Source organism: Uliginosibacterium aquaticum, assembly GCF_012972705.2.
Lineage (GTDB): Bacteria > Pseudomonadota > Gammaproteobacteria > Burkholderiales > Rhodocyclaceae > Uliginosibacterium > Uliginosibacterium aquaticum.
On the sequence record NZ_JABCSC020000003.1, the window covers coordinates 346,264 to 365,408 of the forward strand.

Annotated in this window: 18 protein-coding genes; 11 read left to right on the forward strand and 7 right to left on the reverse strand. The window is 61.9% G+C overall.

Annotated elements, in window-relative coordinates:
- Positions 1–357 precede the first annotated feature (357 nt).
- Positions 358–2,511: an AMP-binding protein gene (locus tag HJ583_RS12945; protein WP_170022312.1), complete on the reverse strand. Its 2,154-nt coding sequence runs from the start codon at positions 2,509–2,511 to the stop codon at positions 358–360.
- 124 nt (positions 2,512–2,635) lie between these two features.
- Positions 2,636–4,786 (reverse strand): bifunctional acyl-ACP--phospholipid O-acyltransferase/long-chain-fatty-acid--ACP ligase, encoded by a 2,151-nt coding sequence (gene aas / locus HJ583_RS12950; RefSeq protein WP_170022313.1) that lies wholly within the window; start codon positions 4,784–4,786, stop codon positions 2,636–2,638.
- A gap of 503 nt (positions 4,787–5,289) precedes the next feature.
- Between aas and HJ583_RS12955 the strand changes: the two genes are divergently transcribed.
- The 9 genes from HJ583_RS12955 (at position 5,290) to HJ583_RS12995 (ending at position 12,289) form a co-directional block, all read left to right on the forward strand.
- Entirely contained in the window at positions 5,290–5,631 is a 342-nt protein-coding gene (locus HJ583_RS12955) for an ATP synthase subunit I (protein WP_170022314.1), read from the forward strand.
- Position 5,632: 1 nt separating this feature from the next.
- Positions 5,633–6,532: a F0F1 ATP synthase subunit A gene (gene atpB / locus HJ583_RS12960; RefSeq protein ID WP_170022315.1), complete on the forward strand. Its 900-nt coding sequence runs from the start codon at positions 5,633–5,635 to the stop codon at positions 6,530–6,532.
- Positions 6,533–6,590: 58 nt separating this feature from the next.
- Positions 6,591–6,833, forward strand: coding sequence for a F0F1 ATP synthase subunit C (atpE, locus tag HJ583_RS12965; protein ID WP_101940759.1), 243 nt, complete (start codon positions 6,591–6,593; stop codon positions 6,831–6,833).
- Between the two features lie 46 nt (positions 6,834–6,879).
- Positions 6,880–7,353, forward strand: coding sequence for a F0F1 ATP synthase subunit B (locus tag HJ583_RS12970; RefSeq protein WP_101940760.1), 474 nt, complete (start codon positions 6,880–6,882; stop codon positions 7,351–7,353).
- 3 nt (positions 7,354–7,356) lie between these two features.
- A complete protein-coding gene (locus tag HJ583_RS12975; RefSeq protein ID WP_170022316.1) occupies positions 7,357–7,893 on the forward strand; it encodes a F0F1 ATP synthase subunit delta in 537 nt (178 codons plus the stop codon).
- A 10-nt stretch (positions 7,894–7,903) separates the two neighbouring features.
- Entirely contained in the window at positions 7,904–9,445 is a 1,542-nt protein-coding gene (gene atpA, locus HJ583_RS12980; RefSeq protein WP_101940762.1) for a F0F1 ATP synthase subunit alpha, read from the forward strand.
- Between the two features lie 12 nt (positions 9,446–9,457).
- Positions 9,458–10,327, forward strand: coding sequence for a F0F1 ATP synthase subunit gamma (atpG, locus tag HJ583_RS12985; protein ID WP_101940763.1), 870 nt, complete (start codon positions 9,458–9,460; stop codon positions 10,325–10,327).
- Between the two features lie 23 nt (positions 10,328–10,350).
- Positions 10,351–11,775 carry a F0F1 ATP synthase subunit beta gene (gene atpD, locus HJ583_RS12990; RefSeq protein ID WP_170022317.1) on the forward strand — a complete coding sequence of 475 codons (1,425 nt, stop codon included), beginning with the start codon at positions 10,351–10,353 and terminating at the stop codon, positions 11,773–11,775.
- A gap of 88 nt (positions 11,776–11,863) precedes the next feature.
- Positions 11,864–12,289 carry a F0F1 ATP synthase subunit epsilon gene (locus HJ583_RS12995; protein WP_101940765.1) on the forward strand — a complete coding sequence of 142 codons (426 nt, stop codon included), beginning with the start codon at positions 11,864–11,866 and terminating at the stop codon, positions 12,287–12,289.
- A gap of 53 nt (positions 12,290–12,342) precedes the next feature.
- On the opposite strand, the gene HJ583_RS13000 is transcribed toward HJ583_RS12995, so the two are convergent.
- The 4 genes from HJ583_RS13000 to HJ583_RS13015 all read right to left on the reverse strand — a co-directional run bounded on the left by HJ583_RS13000 (position 12,343) and on the right by HJ583_RS13015 (position 15,134).
- Entirely contained in the window at positions 12,343–12,927 is a 585-nt protein-coding gene (locus tag HJ583_RS13000) for a ubiquinone biosynthesis accessory factor UbiJ (protein WP_170022318.1), read from the reverse strand.
- A 41-nt stretch (positions 12,928–12,968) separates the two neighbouring features.
- The gene (locus HJ583_RS13005) at positions 12,969–13,862 is read right to left on the reverse strand and encodes a Tim44 domain-containing protein (RefSeq protein ID WP_170022319.1); all 894 of its coding nucleotides are present in this window, start codon (positions 13,860–13,862) and stop codon (positions 12,969–12,971) included.
- Positions 13,863–13,951: 89 nt separating this feature from the next.
- Positions 13,952–14,689 (reverse strand): bifunctional demethylmenaquinone methyltransferase/2-methoxy-6-polyprenyl-1,4-benzoquinol methylase UbiE, encoded by a 738-nt coding sequence (gene ubiE, locus HJ583_RS13010; RefSeq protein ID WP_170022320.1) that lies wholly within the window; start codon positions 14,687–14,689, stop codon positions 13,952–13,954.
- A gap of 10 nt (positions 14,690–14,699) precedes the next feature.
- Positions 14,700–15,134: a gamma-butyrobetaine hydroxylase-like domain-containing protein gene (locus tag HJ583_RS13015; protein WP_170022321.1), complete on the reverse strand. Its 435-nt coding sequence runs from the start codon at positions 15,132–15,134 to the stop codon at positions 14,700–14,702.
- Between the two features lie 172 nt (positions 15,135–15,306).
- On the opposite strand from HJ583_RS13015, the gene phoB reads away from it, so the two are divergent.
- Both phoB and phoR read left to right on the forward strand, forming a co-directional pair.
- Complete coding sequence (gene phoB / locus HJ583_RS13020) at positions 15,307–16,017, forward strand: phosphate regulon transcriptional regulator PhoB (protein ID WP_101940770.1); 711 nt, start codon at positions 15,307–15,309, stop codon at positions 16,015–16,017.
- A gap of 56 nt (positions 16,018–16,073) precedes the next feature.
- Entirely contained in the window at positions 16,074–17,351 is a 1,278-nt protein-coding gene (gene phoR, locus HJ583_RS13025; RefSeq protein ID WP_170022322.1) for a phosphate regulon sensor histidine kinase PhoR, read from the forward strand.
- Here phoR and HJ583_RS13030 read toward each other — a convergent pair.
- Positions 17,302–18,960 (reverse strand): hypothetical protein, encoded by a 1,659-nt coding sequence (locus HJ583_RS13030; RefSeq protein WP_170022323.1) that lies wholly within the window; start codon positions 18,958–18,960, stop codon positions 17,302–17,304. The genes phoR and HJ583_RS13030 overlap by 50 nt on opposite strands.
- Positions 18,961–19,145 lie beyond the last annotated feature (185 nt).

The window sequence follows — 19,145 nt, forward strand, 5'->3', positions numbered from 1 at the left end:
ATTCACCGTTTTTGCCATGCCCGCATGACACTTGTGCGACGATCACACAGAGGCGGAAGGGCAGGTGAACTTGATCCATATCAAGCACGGGTTGTGCCATGCAGCATGGATGCATAGGGATCTATGCACCGGGTGAGAAGCCCCAGCTTGCGCCAGCTAGGGGAAATCCCGGATTGCTGCCCGGAAGGGTGTGTTGTGCAGTGCGGAACTATTTCACGGAAATAGCCGCTCTATAAAAGTGGTTTTTGCGCAAGCCTGGTGCCTGGCTGCACGGAAGTGTGCACTTCGGGCGTTTTTCAGAACCTGTTCAGGGCGTCCTGTGCTGGACGCCCTCGCCGCGAGCCCGCCAACGGACGCTCAGGCGGCCGCGAGGCGCTTCAGCTCCGGATAGTCCACCTTGCCCGAACCCAGCAGCGGCAAGGCGTCAAGGCAAACAATACGACGCGGTACGGCCAGTTCCGGGCTGCCCTTGGCGCGCGCGCAGGCAAGCAGGCGCTCGCGCGTGAGGCCGGTGGCCGTGGTGTAGAGCAGGATGCTTTCGCCGCGCTCGTCGTCGCTGAGCGCGATGGCGGCATGCTGGCCCTCCGGCGCCGCCTCGCCAGCCAGCAATTCCACGGCGCCGAGGGACACCATCTCACCGGCCACCTTGGCGAAGCGTTTGACGCGGCCCAGCACGTGCACGAAGCCGTCCGCATCGATGGCGACGATGTCGCCGGTGTCGTACCAGCCGGGGCCGATCTCGGAAGCCGGGGCCTGGAGTTCGCCTGGTGCGTCAAAACGCAGGTAGCCGCTCATCAGGTTCGGTCCGCGCACATGCAACTGGCCGCAGCTCTGCCCGTCCCGGGCTTCCACGCCGGGCAGGGGTTGCAGGCGGTATTCGATGCTGGGCAGGAACTTGCCGACGCTGCCCGATCGGTAGGCCATCTGGGTGTTCACGCTGAGCACCGGCGCACATTCGGTGGCGCCGTAGCCTTCAAAGATGCGCGTGCCGAACTTCTCGAACCAGGCCTGGCGGACGCTATCGGTGATTTTCTCGGCGCCGGCCACCACGTAGCGCAGGCGGTAGAAGTCGAAGGGGTGGGCGTGCTTGGCGTAATTGGCCAGGAAGGTGTTGGTGCCGAAGAGGATCGTGCAGGACGCGTTGTAGGCCAGCTCCGGAATCACCCGGTAGTGCAGTGGCGAGGGATAGAGGAAGACCTTGGCGCCGCACAGCAGCGGGATCATGCCACCGCAGGTGAGGCCGAAGGAGTGAAAGAGCGGCAGCGCATTGACGATCACGTCATTGACCGAGAAATCCAGCACCGAGCGCAGCTGCGACACATTGGCGAGGATCGCGCGGTGCGAAAGCACCACGCCCTTGCACTTGCCTTCCGAGCCGGAGGTGAACATCACCACCGCTGGATCTTCCGGGCGCGAGGCAGGTACCGCGGCAAGCGGTCGGTGGCGAGCGAAGCACAACCACCACAGGCGGTCAGCGAGGCTGACTTCGCGGCGCAGGTCTTCAAGGTAGATGAATTCCACACCCTGCAGGCGGGCGAGCTTGTCGCCGAGCTTGAACTGCTCGATGAATTTGCGCGAAGTGATGATCTGGCGGATACAGGCTGCGCTGCAGGCGGCCTGCATGCCTTCCACGCCGGCGGTGTAATTGAGCATGGCGGGCGGGCGGCGGAAGGCGCCAAGGCCAAAGACCAGCGCCAGCAGGGCCGCCACATTTGGTAGCAGCACGCCGAAGCGTTCATTCTCGGCGCTGCGTGCGGCGAGTTTGCGGCCCAGGACCAGTGCGGTGCGCAGGATGTCGTTATAGGAGTAATCGACATGCTCCACGTCGCCCAGGAGGCGCCAGTTGCGGCCCTGGATGCGGGCTGCTTCGAGCAGGGCTGCAAGCAGGGTCTGCTCAGCGCGGCCGGCGAACATCAGGTCGGTCATCACCCGGTGCATGGCCTGGCCAGCCAGATAGTGCTGCTCGCCGTGGGCCGCCTTGGCGGTTTCGATGAGTGTTGGTTCCTGCACGAAGAGGCGGATCTTCGGGAACAGCGAGCGCGAATAATGGCCCTGTAGCAGCGAGAAGTAGCTCCGTGCGGCACCCTCAATGCGCACCGGCAGGAGGGTGGCGCCGGACTTGGCGGCGATGAAGCCGGGTCCGTCGTAAGTCTTCATCAGGTTGCCGGTGGTGGTGATGCGGCCTTCGGGGAAGATCAGCACCGGCCGGCCGGTTTCGATCAGCCGGATCACCGATTTGAGCTCCATCGGGTTGTTCGGATCAATGGTGAGGTAATCGACCAGGCCGCGCGCCAGGAAACGGAACAGACGACCGCAGCCTGCCGAACTGTAGATCAGGATCACCGGTCGTTGCGGCAGGAACAGGCCCAGCAGCAACTCATCGAGGAAAGACTCGTGGTTGGCCACGATCAGTAGTCGCTCGGCGCGGATATGGGCATTGCCATGCACCCGCACCCGGAACACGAGGCGGAACAGTGGGCGCAGCAAGGCTTTGAGAATCAGGCGCAGCATTCAGTCTCCGGCACATTATTTTGCGCCCGCGCGCTGCGGTGGCGTGCGGGCGGATATTCAGATCTAGGTGCGACTTCAGTCGCACGCTGAACGTGGTGGCGAACCGAAGCCCGCCCTACGAAATTCAGGCCGTTTCAGCCCATTGTTTGAGCGTCACGTAGTCGGTTTTGCCCGAGCCCAAGAGCGGCAGCTCATCCACCACGATGATCTTGCGCGGCACCGCGATCTCCGGCGAGCCGGCGCTGCGCGCGGCGGCCTGAATCAGGTCACGGGTCAGCATCTTGTCGGTGGTGTAGAGCAGGATGTTTTCGCCGCGTGCCGCATCGGGCTGGCTGGTGGCGGCATGCACACCCTTGTCCGAGGCCTGCAGGGCGAGGCGCTCCACCACCTCCAGCGAGATCATCTCGCCGGCCACCTTGGCGAAGCGCTTGAGGCGGCCAACGATGAACAGGTAGCCATCGGCATCGATGTCCACAATGTCGCCAGTGTTGTACCAGCCGCTACCCAGCTCGGAAGAGGGCGGTTCCAGCACACCCGGATTGTCAGCGCGCAGATAACCGCTCATCAGGTTCGGCCCGCTGACATGCAGTGCCCCGCCCAGATCCACGCCCGGCACCGGCACCAGCCTGGCCTGCATGCCCGGCAGGAGCTGTCCCACCGAGCCAGTCCGGTACGCCATACGGGTATTCACGGCGAGTACCGGCGCGCACTCGGTGGCGCCGTAGCCCTCGAGGATGCGGATGCCGAATTTTTCGAACCAGTTCGTGCGTACCGTTTGGGTCAGCTTCTCGGCGCCGGCGATCACGTAGCGCAGGCGATAGAAGTCATACGGGTGGGCGTGCTTGGCGTAATTCGACAGGAAGGTGCTGGTGCCGAGCAGGATCGTGCAGTTGCGGTCATACACCAGCTCGGGGATGACACGGTAATGCAGCGGCGACGTATATAGAAACACGCTGGCGCCTGAAATCACCGGCAGCAGGCCGCCCACTGTGAGGCCGAAGGAGTGGAACAGCGGCAGGGCGTTGAGCAGCTTGTCTTCCGAGGAGAAGTCCACTACTGCACGCGCCTGCTGGATGTTAGCGAGGATCGCGCGGTGCGACAGCACCACGCCCTTGGGCTTGCCTTCGGAGCCGGAGGTGAACAGCACCACCGCCGGGTCTTCGGCATTACCGCCGGGCGCAGCCAGGGCCGGGAAGCGCAGCGCCCAGAGGATCAGCCAGGCCTTGTCCCAGGCACTCATCTCGGCCTTGAGGTCTTCCAGATAAATCAGCTCGTAATGCTGTTCGAGTACTGAAATCTTGTCTTCCAGCTTGGCCTGTTCGATGAAGCCGCGCGAAGTCACGATGCGGCGGATGGTTGCCGCCTCGCAGGCTGCCAGCATGCCCTCCGCGCCCGAGGTGTAATTCATCAGCGCCGGCACCCGGCGGAAGGCGGACAGGCCCAGGATCAGGCCAAGGGTTGGGGCCAGATTGGGCAGGAGCACCCCCACGCGCTCACTCTCGGCGCACTTGCGGCCGACCAGGCGGCCCAGTGCGAGCGTCATCTTGAGCAGATCGCCATAGCTGTACTCGATCTGCTTGATGTCCTCCACTAGCCGCCAGGAGCGGCCATGAATCGAGATCGCCGACAGCATTGCCTCGAACAGGGTCTGGTTTGGCCGGCTGGCGAAGATCATTTCCTGCATCAGGCGGCGCATGGCCTCACCGGCCTTGCGTCGGCGCTCACGGCTGCTGCCTTCGGAGGGCCACTCAATGCGCGTGGTCGGATGGATCGAGATCGTGATGCGCGGGAAGAGCTGGTGCGGATGCTTGCCGGAGAGGCGCGAGAAATAGGTGCGCGCCGCGCCATCGATGCGCACCGGCAGGATGGTGGCTCCGGTTTTGGCGGCCACGAAGGCAGGGCCGTCGTAGGTCTTCATCAGGCTGCCGGTGGTGGTGATGCGACCTTCGGGAAAGATCACTACCGGGCGGCCGCTGTCGATCACGCGGATGACGGTTTTCATGGCCATCGGGCTGGTCGGGTCCACGGCCAAGTGGTCTACGGTCTTCAGCAGCAGGCGGAAGAACAGGGTCCGGGCCACTCCGGTATGGACCACGAACAGCGGACGTTGCGGCAGCGTGATGCCCAGCAACAGGCCGTCCAGGAAAGACTCGTGGTTGGCGATGATCAGCAGCTTGCTCGACGAGACGCGCGGATTGCCGCGCACCTCGATGCGGAACAGCACGCGGGCGATGACCCGCAACATGGTGATACCAATGCGCTTGCCCAGCGTCATTGAAGGACTCCCTCAGACTTGTCAGGAACTGCACAAACTGCGACGCAGTCGTGACTTTCAGCGCGCGACTTTAGCGCAAACTCTGGCGTATGGCTGCGCTGCGCCGCAGCAAGCGCGGATCGCAGCAATCCTGACCGCCGTCCTCGCCTGTGCATATGCCAGCACGTATTGAAATCTGGCCTATCTGTTGCTTTACGAGTTCCCGTTGCGGTGCTGCGTTTGCGTCGCAGCGGGGTTGTGCTTGATTTATGTCGAAAGTGAAGTGGTAAATTGCCTGAAAAGTAAATGCTGTTGCGCACAATCAAGGCGAGTTTGTAAAAAATGTCGAACGCCTCTTCTGGCGGGCCGGGCCTTGATCTGAAAGACCTTCGCTTGGAGAAAGCAAAAAACATCAAAACTGTTAGGGGTTTGCCGCAGTGCCGCATGATTGACTTGCCCCAAAGAGGCTCCTAAGATGGCGCGGCTCTAGGCTGTAAAAGCCCTACTCGCCGCATTGGTCAAGGATGTTGAAGCTCATTGCCCTGCAAGCACTTGCAGCCCTGATCGGCGTTGTAGCAGCTGCCCTGCTGTTCGGTTTGCGCGGTGCAGCATCGGCAGGTTTCGGAGCTCTGGTCTGTGTGCTGCCGACGGCCGTATTCGCGCTCTGGTTGCTGCGAGCGACGAAACGCACGGGCCAAGCGCAAACAAGCGCGTTTTTTACGGGAGAAGTGCTCAAGACACTGCTCTCGTTAGTGATTTTGGCTCTGGTGGCGGCCTTGTATCCGGGCGTTCATTGGGGCGCACTGGTGATGGGTCTGATCATCACCCTGCAAGCGAATTTTTTGGCTTTTTTGGTGAAACCTTGACATGGCTGCTGAACACGACGTCGCCCAGCACACCGTAACTGCGGGCGAATACATTGCTCACCACCTGACCTTCCTGAACGGAACGGGTGCTGCCCAGAAGAATCTGGTCGATTTCGGCCTGATCAATTATGACACTGTGTTCTGGGTGGTTTTTCTGGCAGTACTTGGCGGCTTCGTTCTGTGGCTGGCCGCGCGTCGAGCCTCCTCCGGCGTACCGGGGCGCTTCCAAGCCGCCGTTGAGCTGCTCGTCGAAATGGTGGGTGATCAGGCCAAGGGCTTGATTCACAGCGCCGAATCGCGCAAGTTCGTAGCGCCGCTCGGACTCACCATCTTTGTCTGGGTGTTCCTGATGAATGCCATGGACTTCCTGCCGCTGGATCTGATTCCGCGCATCTGGGAAGGCCTCTATGCCGGTATGGGCCATGATCCTCACCATGCCTACATGCGTGTTGTGCCGACTGCAGACATCAACGCCACGATGGGTATGTCCGTCACTGTGCTGCTGATCTGCCTGTACTACAACGCCAAGATCAAGGGCATTGGCGGTTGGGCTCACGAGCTGGTCAGCGCCCCCTTCGGCACCAGCAAGAATCCGATTCTGGCGGTCGTGCTGGGCCTGGTGAACTTCGCCATGCAGCTTATCGAATTTGCAGCCAAGACCATCTCGCACGGGATGCGTTTGTTCGGCAACATGTTTGCCGGCGAACTTATCTTCATGCTGATCGCTCTGATGGGGGCTGCCTGGACTGGCGCCAACCTGCCGAGCATCCTGCTGTTCTTTGGGCACTTCGTTGCCGGCTTCGCCTGGGCTGTGTTCCACATCCTGGTTGTGGTGCTGCAAGCCTTCATCTTCATGATGCTGACCCTGGTGTATGTCGGCCAGGCACACGAAAGCCACTGATTTCCAGTTTTACCCACCCTTTCAACGCTTCATCAATCACTTACGCTTAGGAGTCAACATGGAACAAGTTTACGGTCTCGTCGCACTCGCTTGCGGTCTGATCATCGGTCTGGGCGCTATCGGTGCCTGTATCGGTATCGCCCTGATGGGTGGCAAGTACCTCGAGGCATCCGCACGTCAACCCGAGCTGATGAACGCCCTGCAGGTCAAGATGTTCCTGCTGGCTGGCCTGATCGATGCCGCGTTCATTATCGGTACCGGTATCGCCCTCTGGTTCGCGACCTCCACGTTCCTGAAGTGATCTTTCCTGATCGTTTCACTCTTCATCACCAGGAAAGGAATCTGCCGTGAATCTGAACGCAACCTTCATTGCGCAGATCGTGGTGTTCTTGACGTTCGTTTGGTTCACGATGAAATTCGTGTGGCCACCGATCGTGAAGGCCCTCGACGAACGCGCAAGCAAGATCGCTGACGGACTTGCTGCGGCGGACAAGGCAAAGAACGATCTGGCTCTGACCGAGAAGCGTGTTGGCGAAGAATTGCGCAAGGCGCGCGAATCTGCTGCTGATGTACGTGGCGGGGCCGAAAAGCAGGCTGCAGTCATCGTGGAAGAAGCGCGTGCCGAAGCGGCGCGCATTGTTTCTGCCGCGCGTGAAGCTGCCCAAGGCGAAGCTGCCACTGCTGCCCAACGTGCCCGCGAAGAGCTGCGCGCCGAAGTGGCTGCGCTGGCTGTTGCCGGTGCCGAGCGCATCCTGCGCCGCGAGATCGATGCCCAGGTCCATGCCGAGCTGCTGACCAACCTGAAACAGGAACTTAACTGAGCCATGGCCGAAAACGTCACCCTTGCGCGTCCCTACGCCGAGGCCGTCTTTGCGCTGGCGCGGGATGCGGGCGCGCTCGCTTCCTGGGGCGAACTGCTTGAGCGTCTGGCTGCCGTAGCGGCCGATGCGCAGGTTAGCGAATGCCTCGGCGACCCGCGTTTTGCTGCTGCCCAGCTGAGCCAGCTGTTGCTGGAAAGCTCGGGCGTGCAGGCCTCGGTCCAGCAGGCCAACTTCGTACGTGTCTTGGTTGAAGCCGAGCGCGCACAAGTCCTGTCCGAGATCAGCGAGGTGTTCGGTCAGCTCAGGGATGCCCATCAAGGCGTCAAGGACGCAGTCGTGACTTCAGCTTTCCCCTTGGACGACGCAGCCCTGGCCCGTCTGTCTGCCGATGTGGAGGCGCACTTCAAGTCGAAGGTGCGCGTCACCGTGCAGATTGATCCGGACCTGATCGGTGGTGTGCGTATCGCCGTGGGCGACGAAGTGATCGATGCCTCCGTGCGCGGCAAGCTTGCCGCCATGGCCGCCGCGCTACAGAACTAGGAGCACATTCATGCAACTCAATCCTTCTGAAATCAGCGATCTCATCAAGAGTCGCATTCAGAACCTGCAACTCGGCGCGACTGAACGCAACGAAGGCACCGTGGTCTCCGTGACTGACGGTATCTGTCGCGTGCATGGCCTGGCCGACGTGATGCAGGGCGAAATGCTGGAGTTCCCGAACAACACTTTCGGCCTCGCGCTCAACCTTGAGCGTGATTCCGTGGGTGCCGTGGTACTCGGCGAATACACTCACATTTCCGAAGGCGACACGGTCAAGTGCACCGGCCGCATTCTGGAAGTGCCGGTCGGCCCCGAACTGATTGGTCGTGTGGTCAATGCACTGGGCCAGCCGATCGATGGCAAGGGCCCGATCAACGCCAAGCTGACCGACAAGATCGAAAAGGTCGCTCCGGGCGTGATCTGGCGTAAGTCGGTGTCGCAGCCGGTGCAGACCGGTCTGAAGGCTATCGACTCGATGGTGCCGGTGGGCCGTGGCCAGCGCGAACTGATCATTGGCGACCGCCAGACGGGTAAGACTGCTGTGGCAGTCGACACCATCATCAACCAGAAGGGCAAGAACCTCTTCTGCGTGTATGTGGCGATCGGCCAGAAGGCTTCCACCATCAACAACGTGGTGCGCAAGCTGCAGGAACACGGCGCGATGGAATACACCATCATTGTCGCCGCCTCGGCTTCCGATTCTGCGGCGATGCAGTACATCGCCCCGTACGCCGGCTGTACCATGGGCGAGTATTTCCGCGACCGCGGCCAGGATGCATTGATCGTTTATGACGATCTGACCAAGCAAGCTTGGGCCTATCGCCAGATCTCGCTGCTGCTGCGCCGCCCGCCGGGCCGCGAAGCCTATCCTGGCGACGTGTTCTACCTGCACTCGCGTTTGTTGGAACGTGCTGCACGTGTCTCGGAAGAGTATGTCGAGAAATTCACCAACGGTGAAGTCAAGGGCCAGACCGGTTCGCTGACCGCTCTGCCGGTGATCGAAACCCAGGCCGGTGACGTGTCTGCATTCGTGCCGACTAACGTGATCTCGATTACCGACGGCCAGATCTTCCTGGAAACCGACTTGTTCAACGCCGGTGTCCGTCCCGCTATCAACGCCGGTATCTCGGTGTCGCGTGTGGGCGGTGCGGCTCAGACCAAGGTTGTCAAGAAGCTCTCCGGCGGTATCCGTACCGACCTTGCGCAGTATCGTGAGCTGGCCGCCTTTGCGCAGTTCGCTTCCGACCTGGACGATGCAACCCGCAAGCAACTCGAGCGTGGCCGCCGCGTGGTGGAGGTGCTCAAGCAGGCTCAGTACGCACCGCTGCAGACCGCTGAAATGTCTGCGACCCTGTACGCGATCACCCGTGGCTATGCCGACGATGTCGACGTCAAGAACATCCTGCCTTTCGAAGCGGCCCTGCATCAGTATTTGCGTGGCAGCCAAGGCGAATTGATGAGCAAGATCGATTCGAGCAAGGATCTGGACGCTGACGCTGAAGCCGTGTTGAAGGCCGCGATCATCGAGTTCAAGAAGAGCTGGAACAACTGATCAGGACACATCATGGCTGGCGGAAAAGAAATCCGGACCAAGATCAAGAGTGTTCAGAGCACCAAGAAGATCACCAAGGCCATGGAGATGGTGGCCGCATCCAAAATGCGCAAGGCGCAGGAAAAGATGCGGCACGCCCGTCCCTATGCCGAGAAGGTGCGTCGTCTGGCAGCTAACCTCTCGAATGCCAACATCGCTGATTACAAGCACCCCTTCCTGACTCCGCGCGAGACGGTGAAGGGGGCTGGCCTGATCCTTGTCACGACTGACAAGGGTTTGTGCGGAGCGATGAACACCAACATCCTGCGGATGACGGTGAACAGCATGCGGGAATGGCAAGCCGAGGGTGTGAAGAACATCGAGGTCACGGCAATCGGCAATCGGGGTTACGGCTTCATGCAGCGCATGGGTGCAAAAGTGGTTTCGCACCTGGTCCACATCGGTGATACGCCGCATCTGGACAAGCTGGTGGGCCCGGTCAAGGTGATGGTCGACAAGTATCTGGCCGGTGAGGTCGATGCGGTCTATATCGCTTACACCCGATTCATCAACACCATGCGCCAGGAACCGGTGATCGAGCAGCTGCTGCCGCTGACCGGTGAGCGCATGGGAGCGCCTGCACACTCCTGGGATTACTTCTACGAACCGGATCCGCAGACCGTCATCGACGAGCTGTTGCTCCGTTATCTGGAAGCCTTGGTGTACCAGGGGGTCGCGGAAAATATCGCGTCCGAGCAGAGTGCCCGCATGGTGGCGATGAAGGCTGCAACCGACAATGCCGGTAACGTCATCAAGGAACTCCAGCTGGTCTACAACAAGACCCGCCAGGCTGCGATCACGAAAGAAATTTCGGAAATCGTCAGCGGCGCCGCAGCGGTTTGAATTTAGTTATTGAGGATATGACAATGAGTCAAGGATCCGTTGTTCAGTGTATCGGCGCCGTGGTGGACATCCAGTTCCCGCGCGAAGCCATGCCGCGCGTGTACGAAGCCCTGGTGCTCGACGCCGCTGAAGAAAACGCGCTGGTGGAGAGGGGCCTGACCTTCGAAGTCCAGCAGCAATTGGGTGACGGCATTGTCCGCACCATCGCCATGGGCTCTTCTGACGGCTTACGCCGTGGCATGAAGGTCAATGCTTCCGGCAAGGGCATCACCGTGCCGGTCGGTCACGGCACCCTGGGCCGCATCATGGATGTGCTCGGTCGTCCGATCGACGAAGTGGGCCCGGTGGAATGCGACGAGCGTCGCGAGATTCACCAGCCGGCGCCGAAGTTCGACGAGCTGTCGCCCTCCGTGGATCTGCTCGAAACCGGCATCAAGGTGATCGATCTGGTGTGTCCGTTCGCCAAGGGCGGTAAGGTTGGCCTGTTTGGCGGCGCCGGCGTGGGTAAGACGGTGAACATGCTGGAACTCATCAACAACATCGCCAAGCAGCACAGCGGTCTGTCGGTGTTTGCCGGTGTGGGTGAGCGTACCCGTGAAGGCAACGACTTCTACCACGAGATGGCTGAAGCCGGGGTCATCAAGCTCGACAACCTGAAGGAATCCAAGGTTGCGATGGTGTTCGGTCAGATGAACGAACCCCCGGGCAACCGTCTGCGCGTCGCACTGTCCGGCCTGACCATGGCCGAGAAGTTCCGTGACGAAGGCCGCGACATTTTGTTCTTCGTGGACAACATCTACCGCTATACCCTGGCCGGTACCGAAGTGTCCGCACTGCTCGGTCGTATGCCTTCCGCCGTGGGCTATCAGCCGACGCTGGCTGAAGAAATGGGCAAGCTGCAGGAGCGCATCACCTCTACCAAGGTGGGCTCGATAACTTCGATCCAGGCCGTGTATGTGCCTGCCGATGACTTGACCGACCCGTCGCCTGCCACCACCTTCCTTCACCTCGACTCCACCGTTGTGCTGTCGCGTGATATCGCTGCCCTGGGTATCTACCCGGCGGTTGATCCGCTCGACTCCACCAGCCGCCAGCTTGATCCGCTGGTCGTTGGCGAAGAGCACTACAACGTAGCCCGTGGCGTGCAGCAAACCCTGCAACGCTACAAGGAACTGCGCGACATCATCGCGATTCTGGGCATGGACGAACTGGCTCCGGAAGACAAGCTGGCTGTGGGTCGTGCGCGCAAGATCCAGCGTTTCCTGTCGCAGCCCTTCCACGTGGCCGAAGTGTTTACCGGCTCGCCCGGCAAGTACGTCAGCCTGAAGGACACCATCAAGGGCTTCAAGGGCATCGTTAACGGTGATTACGACCACCTGCCGGAGCAGGCGTTCTACATGGTCGGCACCATCGACGAAGCCATCGAGAAGGCCAAGACGCTGCAATAAGGGATGGATAAGGGGGAGAGATAAGGGCTGGCTTGGCGCCTGACCTTATTCTTCCCTCTGACCCTTCCCCCTTCCCAAGGGGTAAGAAATGGCAATGACCGTACACGTCGATGTCGTCAGCGCGGAAGAGGAAATCTTCTCCGGGCTGGCCGAAATCGTCTCCCTGCCGGGCGAGTCGGGCGATCTGGGCATTCTGCCCGGGCATGCTCCGCTGCTGACCCGTATCCGTCCGGGTACGGTGCGCATCAAGCTGCCGAACAAGAGCGAAGAAGAGGTGATCTTCGTGGCGGGTGGCATGCTTGAAGTTCAGCCGAACCTAGTTACCGTGCTGGCGGATACCGCCATCCGTGGCAAGGATCTGGACGAAGCCAAGGCGATGGAAGCCAAGAAGCGCGCTGAAGAGCTGATGACGGCTCGCCAGGGCGAAGTCAATTACGCCGCTGCACAGGCCGAACTGGCCGAAGCGATTGCTCAGCTGGCTGCGATCGATAAGTTCCGTCATCGCACGCACTGAGCGCAGGCGGGATACTTCAGCAGACAAAGGCACCTTCGGGTGCCTTTGTTGTTTCAGGGGAGGCGCTTTTCGAGTTGCTGCAGGCGAGTCAGCAGTTCTTCCAGCCTGCTGCTGAACGCGTTCATCTCGTGTTTGCCGACCAGTGTGGCGCCCGGCGCGCGCAAGGCGTCGAGTGCCGAGCCGGCGAGGCTCTGCCCGGCCTTCAGCGTGTGGCGGCTCAGGTTGGCAGCAGTCTGCTCAAGTCGATATGCTGCGACATCACCGATTAGCGGTGCGAAGTGCCCGGCCAGATCGGGGCGCAAATGCTGCAGCAGCAGACCCACGCTTTCTGCAAAGCGCGCGTTGCCCTCGATGTGTGCTGCCTGACGCAAGGCCTCCGGCCCGTCGAAGAGTTGCGTCAGCGCATCGGCGGCAATGCTCAGGCTCAGATCCGCCGGTGCATCCTTGCTCGCGGCATGCAGCATGCCGCTTTCCGTGACGGTGAAGCGTAGCGACAGGCCCCCGAGTTGCAGCGCCGCCGTCTGGCCAGCGTGTGGTCGCAGCAGGTCGGTCGCCCAGCGCTCGGCAGCCAGCAAGCGATTGATCAGGGATAGCGGCAGGGCGTCGAACATGGCGGTGACAGAAATGAAAACGGCCACCGGAGGATACCCCGGTGGCCGTCTGGATGGCGCGTTCTTGTTTAGCCGAGTTGCTGAATGCCGGAGAGGGTCCAGCCGCGATTGCCGTCGACTGGCTTGGCGAGATGCCAGATTTCGTCGAATGCTTGCGGAGCCGCCGCATCATCCTCACGCAGCGAGCCCGAGTAATGCACGCTGGCAATGTATTGGCCGTTTTCTTCCACCACCTCGAGCACTTCGGCGTTGAGAACGACGACATCGGTCTTCTGAGCCTTGCCACCGCGCTCGTCGATGCCCAGCTTGATCTCGGCGAAGATCTCTGGCGAGGTGAAATCGCGAATGTCAGCAAGGTTGCCGGCATCGTTGGCCGCTTGTAGACGGATGAAGTTCAGCTTGGCCTGGCGTTCGAAGGCGGCCACATCAAAGCCCGCCGGGAAACGAGCTTCTGCAGCTCCAGGGCTCGCTCCGGCTGCACCGCCAAAAGCGGCTTGAGGGGCGGCCTCACGTTGCATCGGGCTGACGTTGCCGGCGCCGGCAAAGGCCGGTTCAGCCTGCTGCTGGCGGGCGCCACCCATGAAGCGGCGCAGCAGGGCTACGACAACGACGACAGCGAGAATGGCGAGCAGGATGCCCGCGAACTCGGCCCCTACTCCCAGATGCGAGAGAAGGGCGGCGAGGCCGATACCGGCGGCGAGTCCGGCGAGCGGGCCGGCCCATTTGCGCCAGCCGCTGGGCTGTGCGGCCGGAGCCGGCTGGTTGGCCGGACGCGCAGCTTGAGTGGGCGCAGCCTGCTGTTGCGGGGTGGCCGTGGGCGTCGCCTGACGCTGGGTGGGTGCCACCTGGCGCTGGATCCCGGTATTGCGGCCGCCGCCGAGACGCTTGGCTTCGGCCACTTCGATGCTCGCGCCGACAAGGGCCGAGACGAAGGCGATGGAAAGCATGAGGTTCTTGAACATGGGTTTTCTCTCTGCGAGCGAATGCGCGCAAGACGCGCGCTTCCACTTAGATGGAGTACTTCCGGAAAGGTTTCAAGCCTTGCGCCAAATCAGAGCTTGTAACCACGATGCAGGGCGACGGCGCCGGCGGCCAGATTGAAAAACTCGACGCGTTGCAGGCCGGCACTTGTGAGCATTCCGGCCAGAGTCGGCTGATCCGGATGCATGCGGATCGATTCAGCGAGGTACTTGTAGCTCGCAGCATCATTGGCAATCTTCTGGCCCAGCCAGGGCAGGACCTTGAAGGAATACACGTCGTAGGCCTTGGCCAGTGGCTTCCAGATCTGTGAGAACTCCAGCACCAGGAGGCGCCCGCCTGGCTTGAGCACGCGGCGCATTTCAGCTAGGGCTACATCCTTGTGGGTCATGTTGCGCAGGCCAAAGGCCACGGTGACGAGATCGAAGTGGTTGTCCGGGAAGGGCAGCTTCTCAGCATCACACTGGGCGACCGGTAGCAGGAATCCCTTGTCTGTCGTGCGGTCGCGGCCGACGCTGAGCATGGCGTGATTGATGTCGGTGAGCCAGACCTGGCCGGTCTGGCCAGCTCGCTTGGCGAAGGCGAGTGACAGATCCGCGGTGCCGCCCGCTACGTCCAGCACTTTTTCGCCCGGGCGTACGTTGGCGAGTTCAATGGTGAAGGCTTTCCACAGGCGGTGCATGCCGGCGGACATCAGGTCGTTCATCACATCGTATTTCTGCGCGACGGAGGAGAACACGCCGCGCACGCGGCCGGCCTTCTCGCTCTCCGGAACCTGCTCGAAGCCGAAATGGGTGATCTTGTCGTTCATGGCAGTCGTCTCAGTGCTTGCCGCAGGCTTTGGCCGGGGCGGCGGGGCGAAGATGATCGGGGACCGGTGCAGCCGGATCCCGGCTGGCTCCAGCGGCGGCGAGGCGGGCCAGATAGTCGGCCCACAGGCTTTCGTGCTGGCTGGCCAGCTCGTGGAGGTAATCCCAGGAATACAGGCCGCTGTCGTGACCGTCGGAGAACACCAGCTTAACGGCGTAATTGCCGATCTGCTGGATGTCGATCAGCTCGACGTCCTGTTTGCCGAACTGCAGCACCTCCTGGCCGGCACCATGGCCCCGCACTTCAGCGGAGGGCGAATACACCCGCAGCAGCTCGTGGCTCAGGGTGGCGCTGAGGCCATCCTCGAAGCTGATCTCGAGGGTGCGGGCGCGCTGATGCAGGGTCAGAGCAGTGGGCAGAGGGGTATCGGGGTTCAGGCCAGCCATGTGGAGATGCCGTAGCAGCGGTGGATGCAGCGATTATCCTTCAAAAGCCGTGATCGGGCGCGCCTCGTCCGGCTGTTGGCGGATCCGCTTGTGTTGCACAATGCTTACCTGTCACAAAACAGTCATGCATTGGCAATAGACTGCAGGAATCGAACGCACGAAGGGGAGTGCCATGCCTGCGAACATCCTGCTTGTTGAAGACGAACCTGCGATCCAGGAGCTGATTGCCGCCAACCTGACGCGCGCCGGCCATGCCGTGATGCGGGCCAGTGATGCCGAGACCGCTTCACGCATCGTGCGCGAAGCCCTGCCGGATCTGGTGTTGCTGGACTGGATGCTGCCCGGCATGAGCGGCGTGGAGTTTGCCCGTCGCCTGCGCAACGAGGAACGCACCCGCACGATCCCGATCATCATGCTGACCGCGCGCAGCGAAGAGCAGGACAAGGTCATGGGTTTGGAAATCGGAGCGGACGATTACGTGACCAAGCCTTTCTCGCCGCGCGAGCTGGTCGCCCGTATCAAGGCTGTGCTGCGCCGGCGGGCTCCGCAGGTGACTGAAGATGCCGTGGAGATCGGTGGCCTGCGCCTCGACCCGGCCACCCACCGCGTGACTGCTGGCGGTGAGCCGGCCAATCTCGGCCCGACTGAATTCCGCCTGCTGCATTTCCTCATGACTCACGCCGAGCGGGTACACTCGCGGGCACAGTTGCTTGATCAGGTGTGGGGTGATCATGTGTTCGTGGAAGAACGGACCGTGGATGTACATATCCGCCGCCTGCGCAGTGCCCTCGAAGCCAGCCGCCACGACCGCCTGATCCAGACCGTGCGTGGCAGTGGTTATCGTTTCTCGGCCGAGTTGCCTGCGACCGCAGACCAGGAGTAAAGAAGATTCTTGCCGGGCGTTACATCCTGCTGGCAGCGGGCGAAACGGTTCTCCTCGTGCTCGGGGCGGGCGGTCTGCTGTGGTTGTTCTTCGATCCGCTGACGGCCCTGCTGTTGCTGATCGGTCTGCTGTTGCTGATCCTGCTGCACCATCTGCGGCATATGGCCCGGCTGGTGAACTGGGCCCAGAAGCCGCTTGGTACGCCTACGCCAGTGGCCTTTGGTGTTTGGGACTACATCTTTGCCAGTCTGGCGCGGCGTGCGCGCAGCGAACGCGAGCAGCGCGAACGCCTGGCGCATAGCCTGGCGCGGTTTCGCGAGGCCAGCCAGGCCTTGCCGGATGGCGTGATTTATCTGAGCCGCCAGCACACCATCGAATGGATCAATGCCGCCGCCGCGGGCTATTTTGGACTCGATGGCGAACGCGACATGGGCCGTGCGATTACCACCCTGGTGCGCGAGCCGACTTTCGTGAATTACCTGCGCGCGCCGGCCGAGCTCACGCGCGAGCCACTGGTGCTGCACAGCAGTCGTCAGGAAGGGCTCACCCTCGCGGTGCAGGTGATTCCTTTCGGTGATGATCAGGAAATGGTGCTGGCGCGTGACATTACCCAGCTCGAACGCCTGGACACGATGCGCCGCGACTTCGTGGCCAATGTGTCGCATGAACTGAAGACCCCGCTCACCGTGGTTAATGGCTTCATCGAGACCATGCTGGATGCGGGTGAGGACATCACGCCCGGCGAATCCGAGCATTATCTCGGGCTAGCGCTGCAACAATCGCAGCGTATGCAGCGTCTGGTGGACGATCTGCTGCAGCTCTCCACCCTGCAGGCCAATCAGCTGACCAGTGTGGAAGATCCGGTAGATGCCGGCGCACTGGTGCGCAGCGTGCTCTACGAGACCGAACAGCTGTCAGCCGGAAAGCATGCCATCGTGCTGGATGCAGTAATGCCGGCAACCTTGCTGGGATGCCAGAAGGAACTACACAGCGCCTTCTCCAACCTTGCCAGCAATGCCGTGCGCTATACCCCGGAAGGCGGCTCAATCCGCCTGAGCTGGCGCGTGGCGGCTGATGGCTGCGGGGAGTTTGCAGTGGCCGACAACGGCATCGGTATCGGCCCGGAGCATATCAGCCGCCTGACCGAGCGGTTTTACCGCGTGGATCATGGCCGCTCGCGTGAAACCGGTGGAACTGGTCTTGGTCTGGCCATCGTCAAGCATGTGCTGAACCGTCACCAGGGGCAGCTGCTGATCCGCAGCCAGCCGGGTGAGGGGAGCTGTTTTACGGCGCGCTTTCCGGCGAAGCGACTGCGTCTTCCCGTACAAAGCTGACCCGGTCGAAATTCGCGCCGCGCGCGATGAGCTTGATCATGCGTGCCACCCACGGGGTCTCGGCACGCACTTCGACGCGGCGATCCGACACATACCAGCCTGCCGGTACGATTAGACTGGGTTCGGTCTTCAGCGCGGCGACGCCCGGGATCAGAAAACCCAGTTTGAAGCGTTCGCGCAGAGATTTACGTTGCGGATCGATCAGGCGCACCGGCTGCACCGTGGGTGGCCCCGGCATCAGCGAGATGCCGCAGCACAGCGCACCGTTCTGCAGGTATTGCAGCCAGCTGATCTCGGCTAGCAGGATCCGTTCTTGCGCATTGGGGCGTACGCCGATCAGCTGGCGGTGATCAAGACGCGATTCGCCCTGCGCCCGCATCAGACGGAAGCCCGCCACGGACTGATCCAGCACATCCCATGGCTCCAGCACGTAGCCCAGTTTCAGGGCATGTTCGGTGAGCTGGGCATCCGTCATTTCAGCCTGCTCGACGCGCTCGCCCAGCGCCAGCATGGCTTCGGTGCGGGTGAAGTCGTTGTAGTGGATCTGCTCGTCTTCGGGTTGCTCGAAGGCCTTGCCGGTAAGGAAATAGGCCACGCCGACCGGATCGGCACACACCTCGACTTGGCCATGGAGCAGCTTGCGCGGGAATTTGCGGCCGGAAGAAGCCAGCCCCCAGGGGCGGTAGAGCGATACGATGAGGCGGGCGCAGGCCGGCTGCACGCAGTCGTCACCAAGGCCCAGCGAAGCGGCTGAAACACCGCTCTTGAGCTGACTGACGACGGCCTGGATGTGGCTTGCGAGCTTGGTGGTGTCGAGGCTGCGGACGACTGCGGCGGGATCGACCGTGCCGGCCGGGCGCAGGCCGTGGTCACTGTCGGGTTCCAGCAGGTAGAGGTTGGTGTTGGTGCCCACTCCGCCAGTGTGCAGAGTGCAGTAGGGCGCGAAGCGCTGGGCCCAGCGCACGACCCACAGGAACTCACGCGGGGTGCGACTGTAGGGGCTGGCCGCATCGGTCAGCAGCAAAGCAACATAGGCTTCGAGCGGACTCTGGGCGCCCCAGGTTTCGTTCAGGGCGTCCGGTACACGGGTGCTGGCTACGCCGCTGCGCTCTGCCGAGGCGAAGAGCTGGTGTAGATCCAGCCACAGATTTTCCGGCATTTCCTGGCGGGCACGGAAGTACTCGGTCATGGCCAGGGCGTGATAACGGATGCGGCGCTGGGCGATCAGGGCGCGCTTGTCGTCCACACTGCCATCGCCGGCCAGTGTGCCGCGCTGGGCCACGAAGCCGTAGTTGGTGGCCATCAGCGACCATAGCCGTACGACCTGACGCAGCGTCTCCTCTTCGTGGCTGGAAGGGGGGAGCGGGCGTGAAGCGTAGCGTTTTGAAACCTCGCCGAGCACGTAATCGATGGTCTGGCGGGCTTCTTCCAGTACCTGTAGTTGGGCCAGTGGGGGCGGGCTGGCTACTGCCATGCCCTCAAGCAACTGGATCAGGGTGCGGCCGGCCTCTTCCAGATCGGTGACGCTGATCCTCCGCAGCAGTGCCTGGCACTGGGCGGGCTGATTGAAGTCGATATTCGCCGGAGCCTTCAAGGGCATGAGGTTCATGCGCCGATTCCTGGTAATTGAACTGCCTGACGCCAGCCGGCAAAGCTGCTTGCCTGCCTCGCAACATCCGGGTTGAAGCCGCTGGCATTGCTGCCTCGGTTTACCCGCCCGTCTTAGTATGGTTGACGGCGCAAAGGGACGTAGATTGAGTCCTGATGCGCTGCCCGTAAGGGTGAGCCCTAATG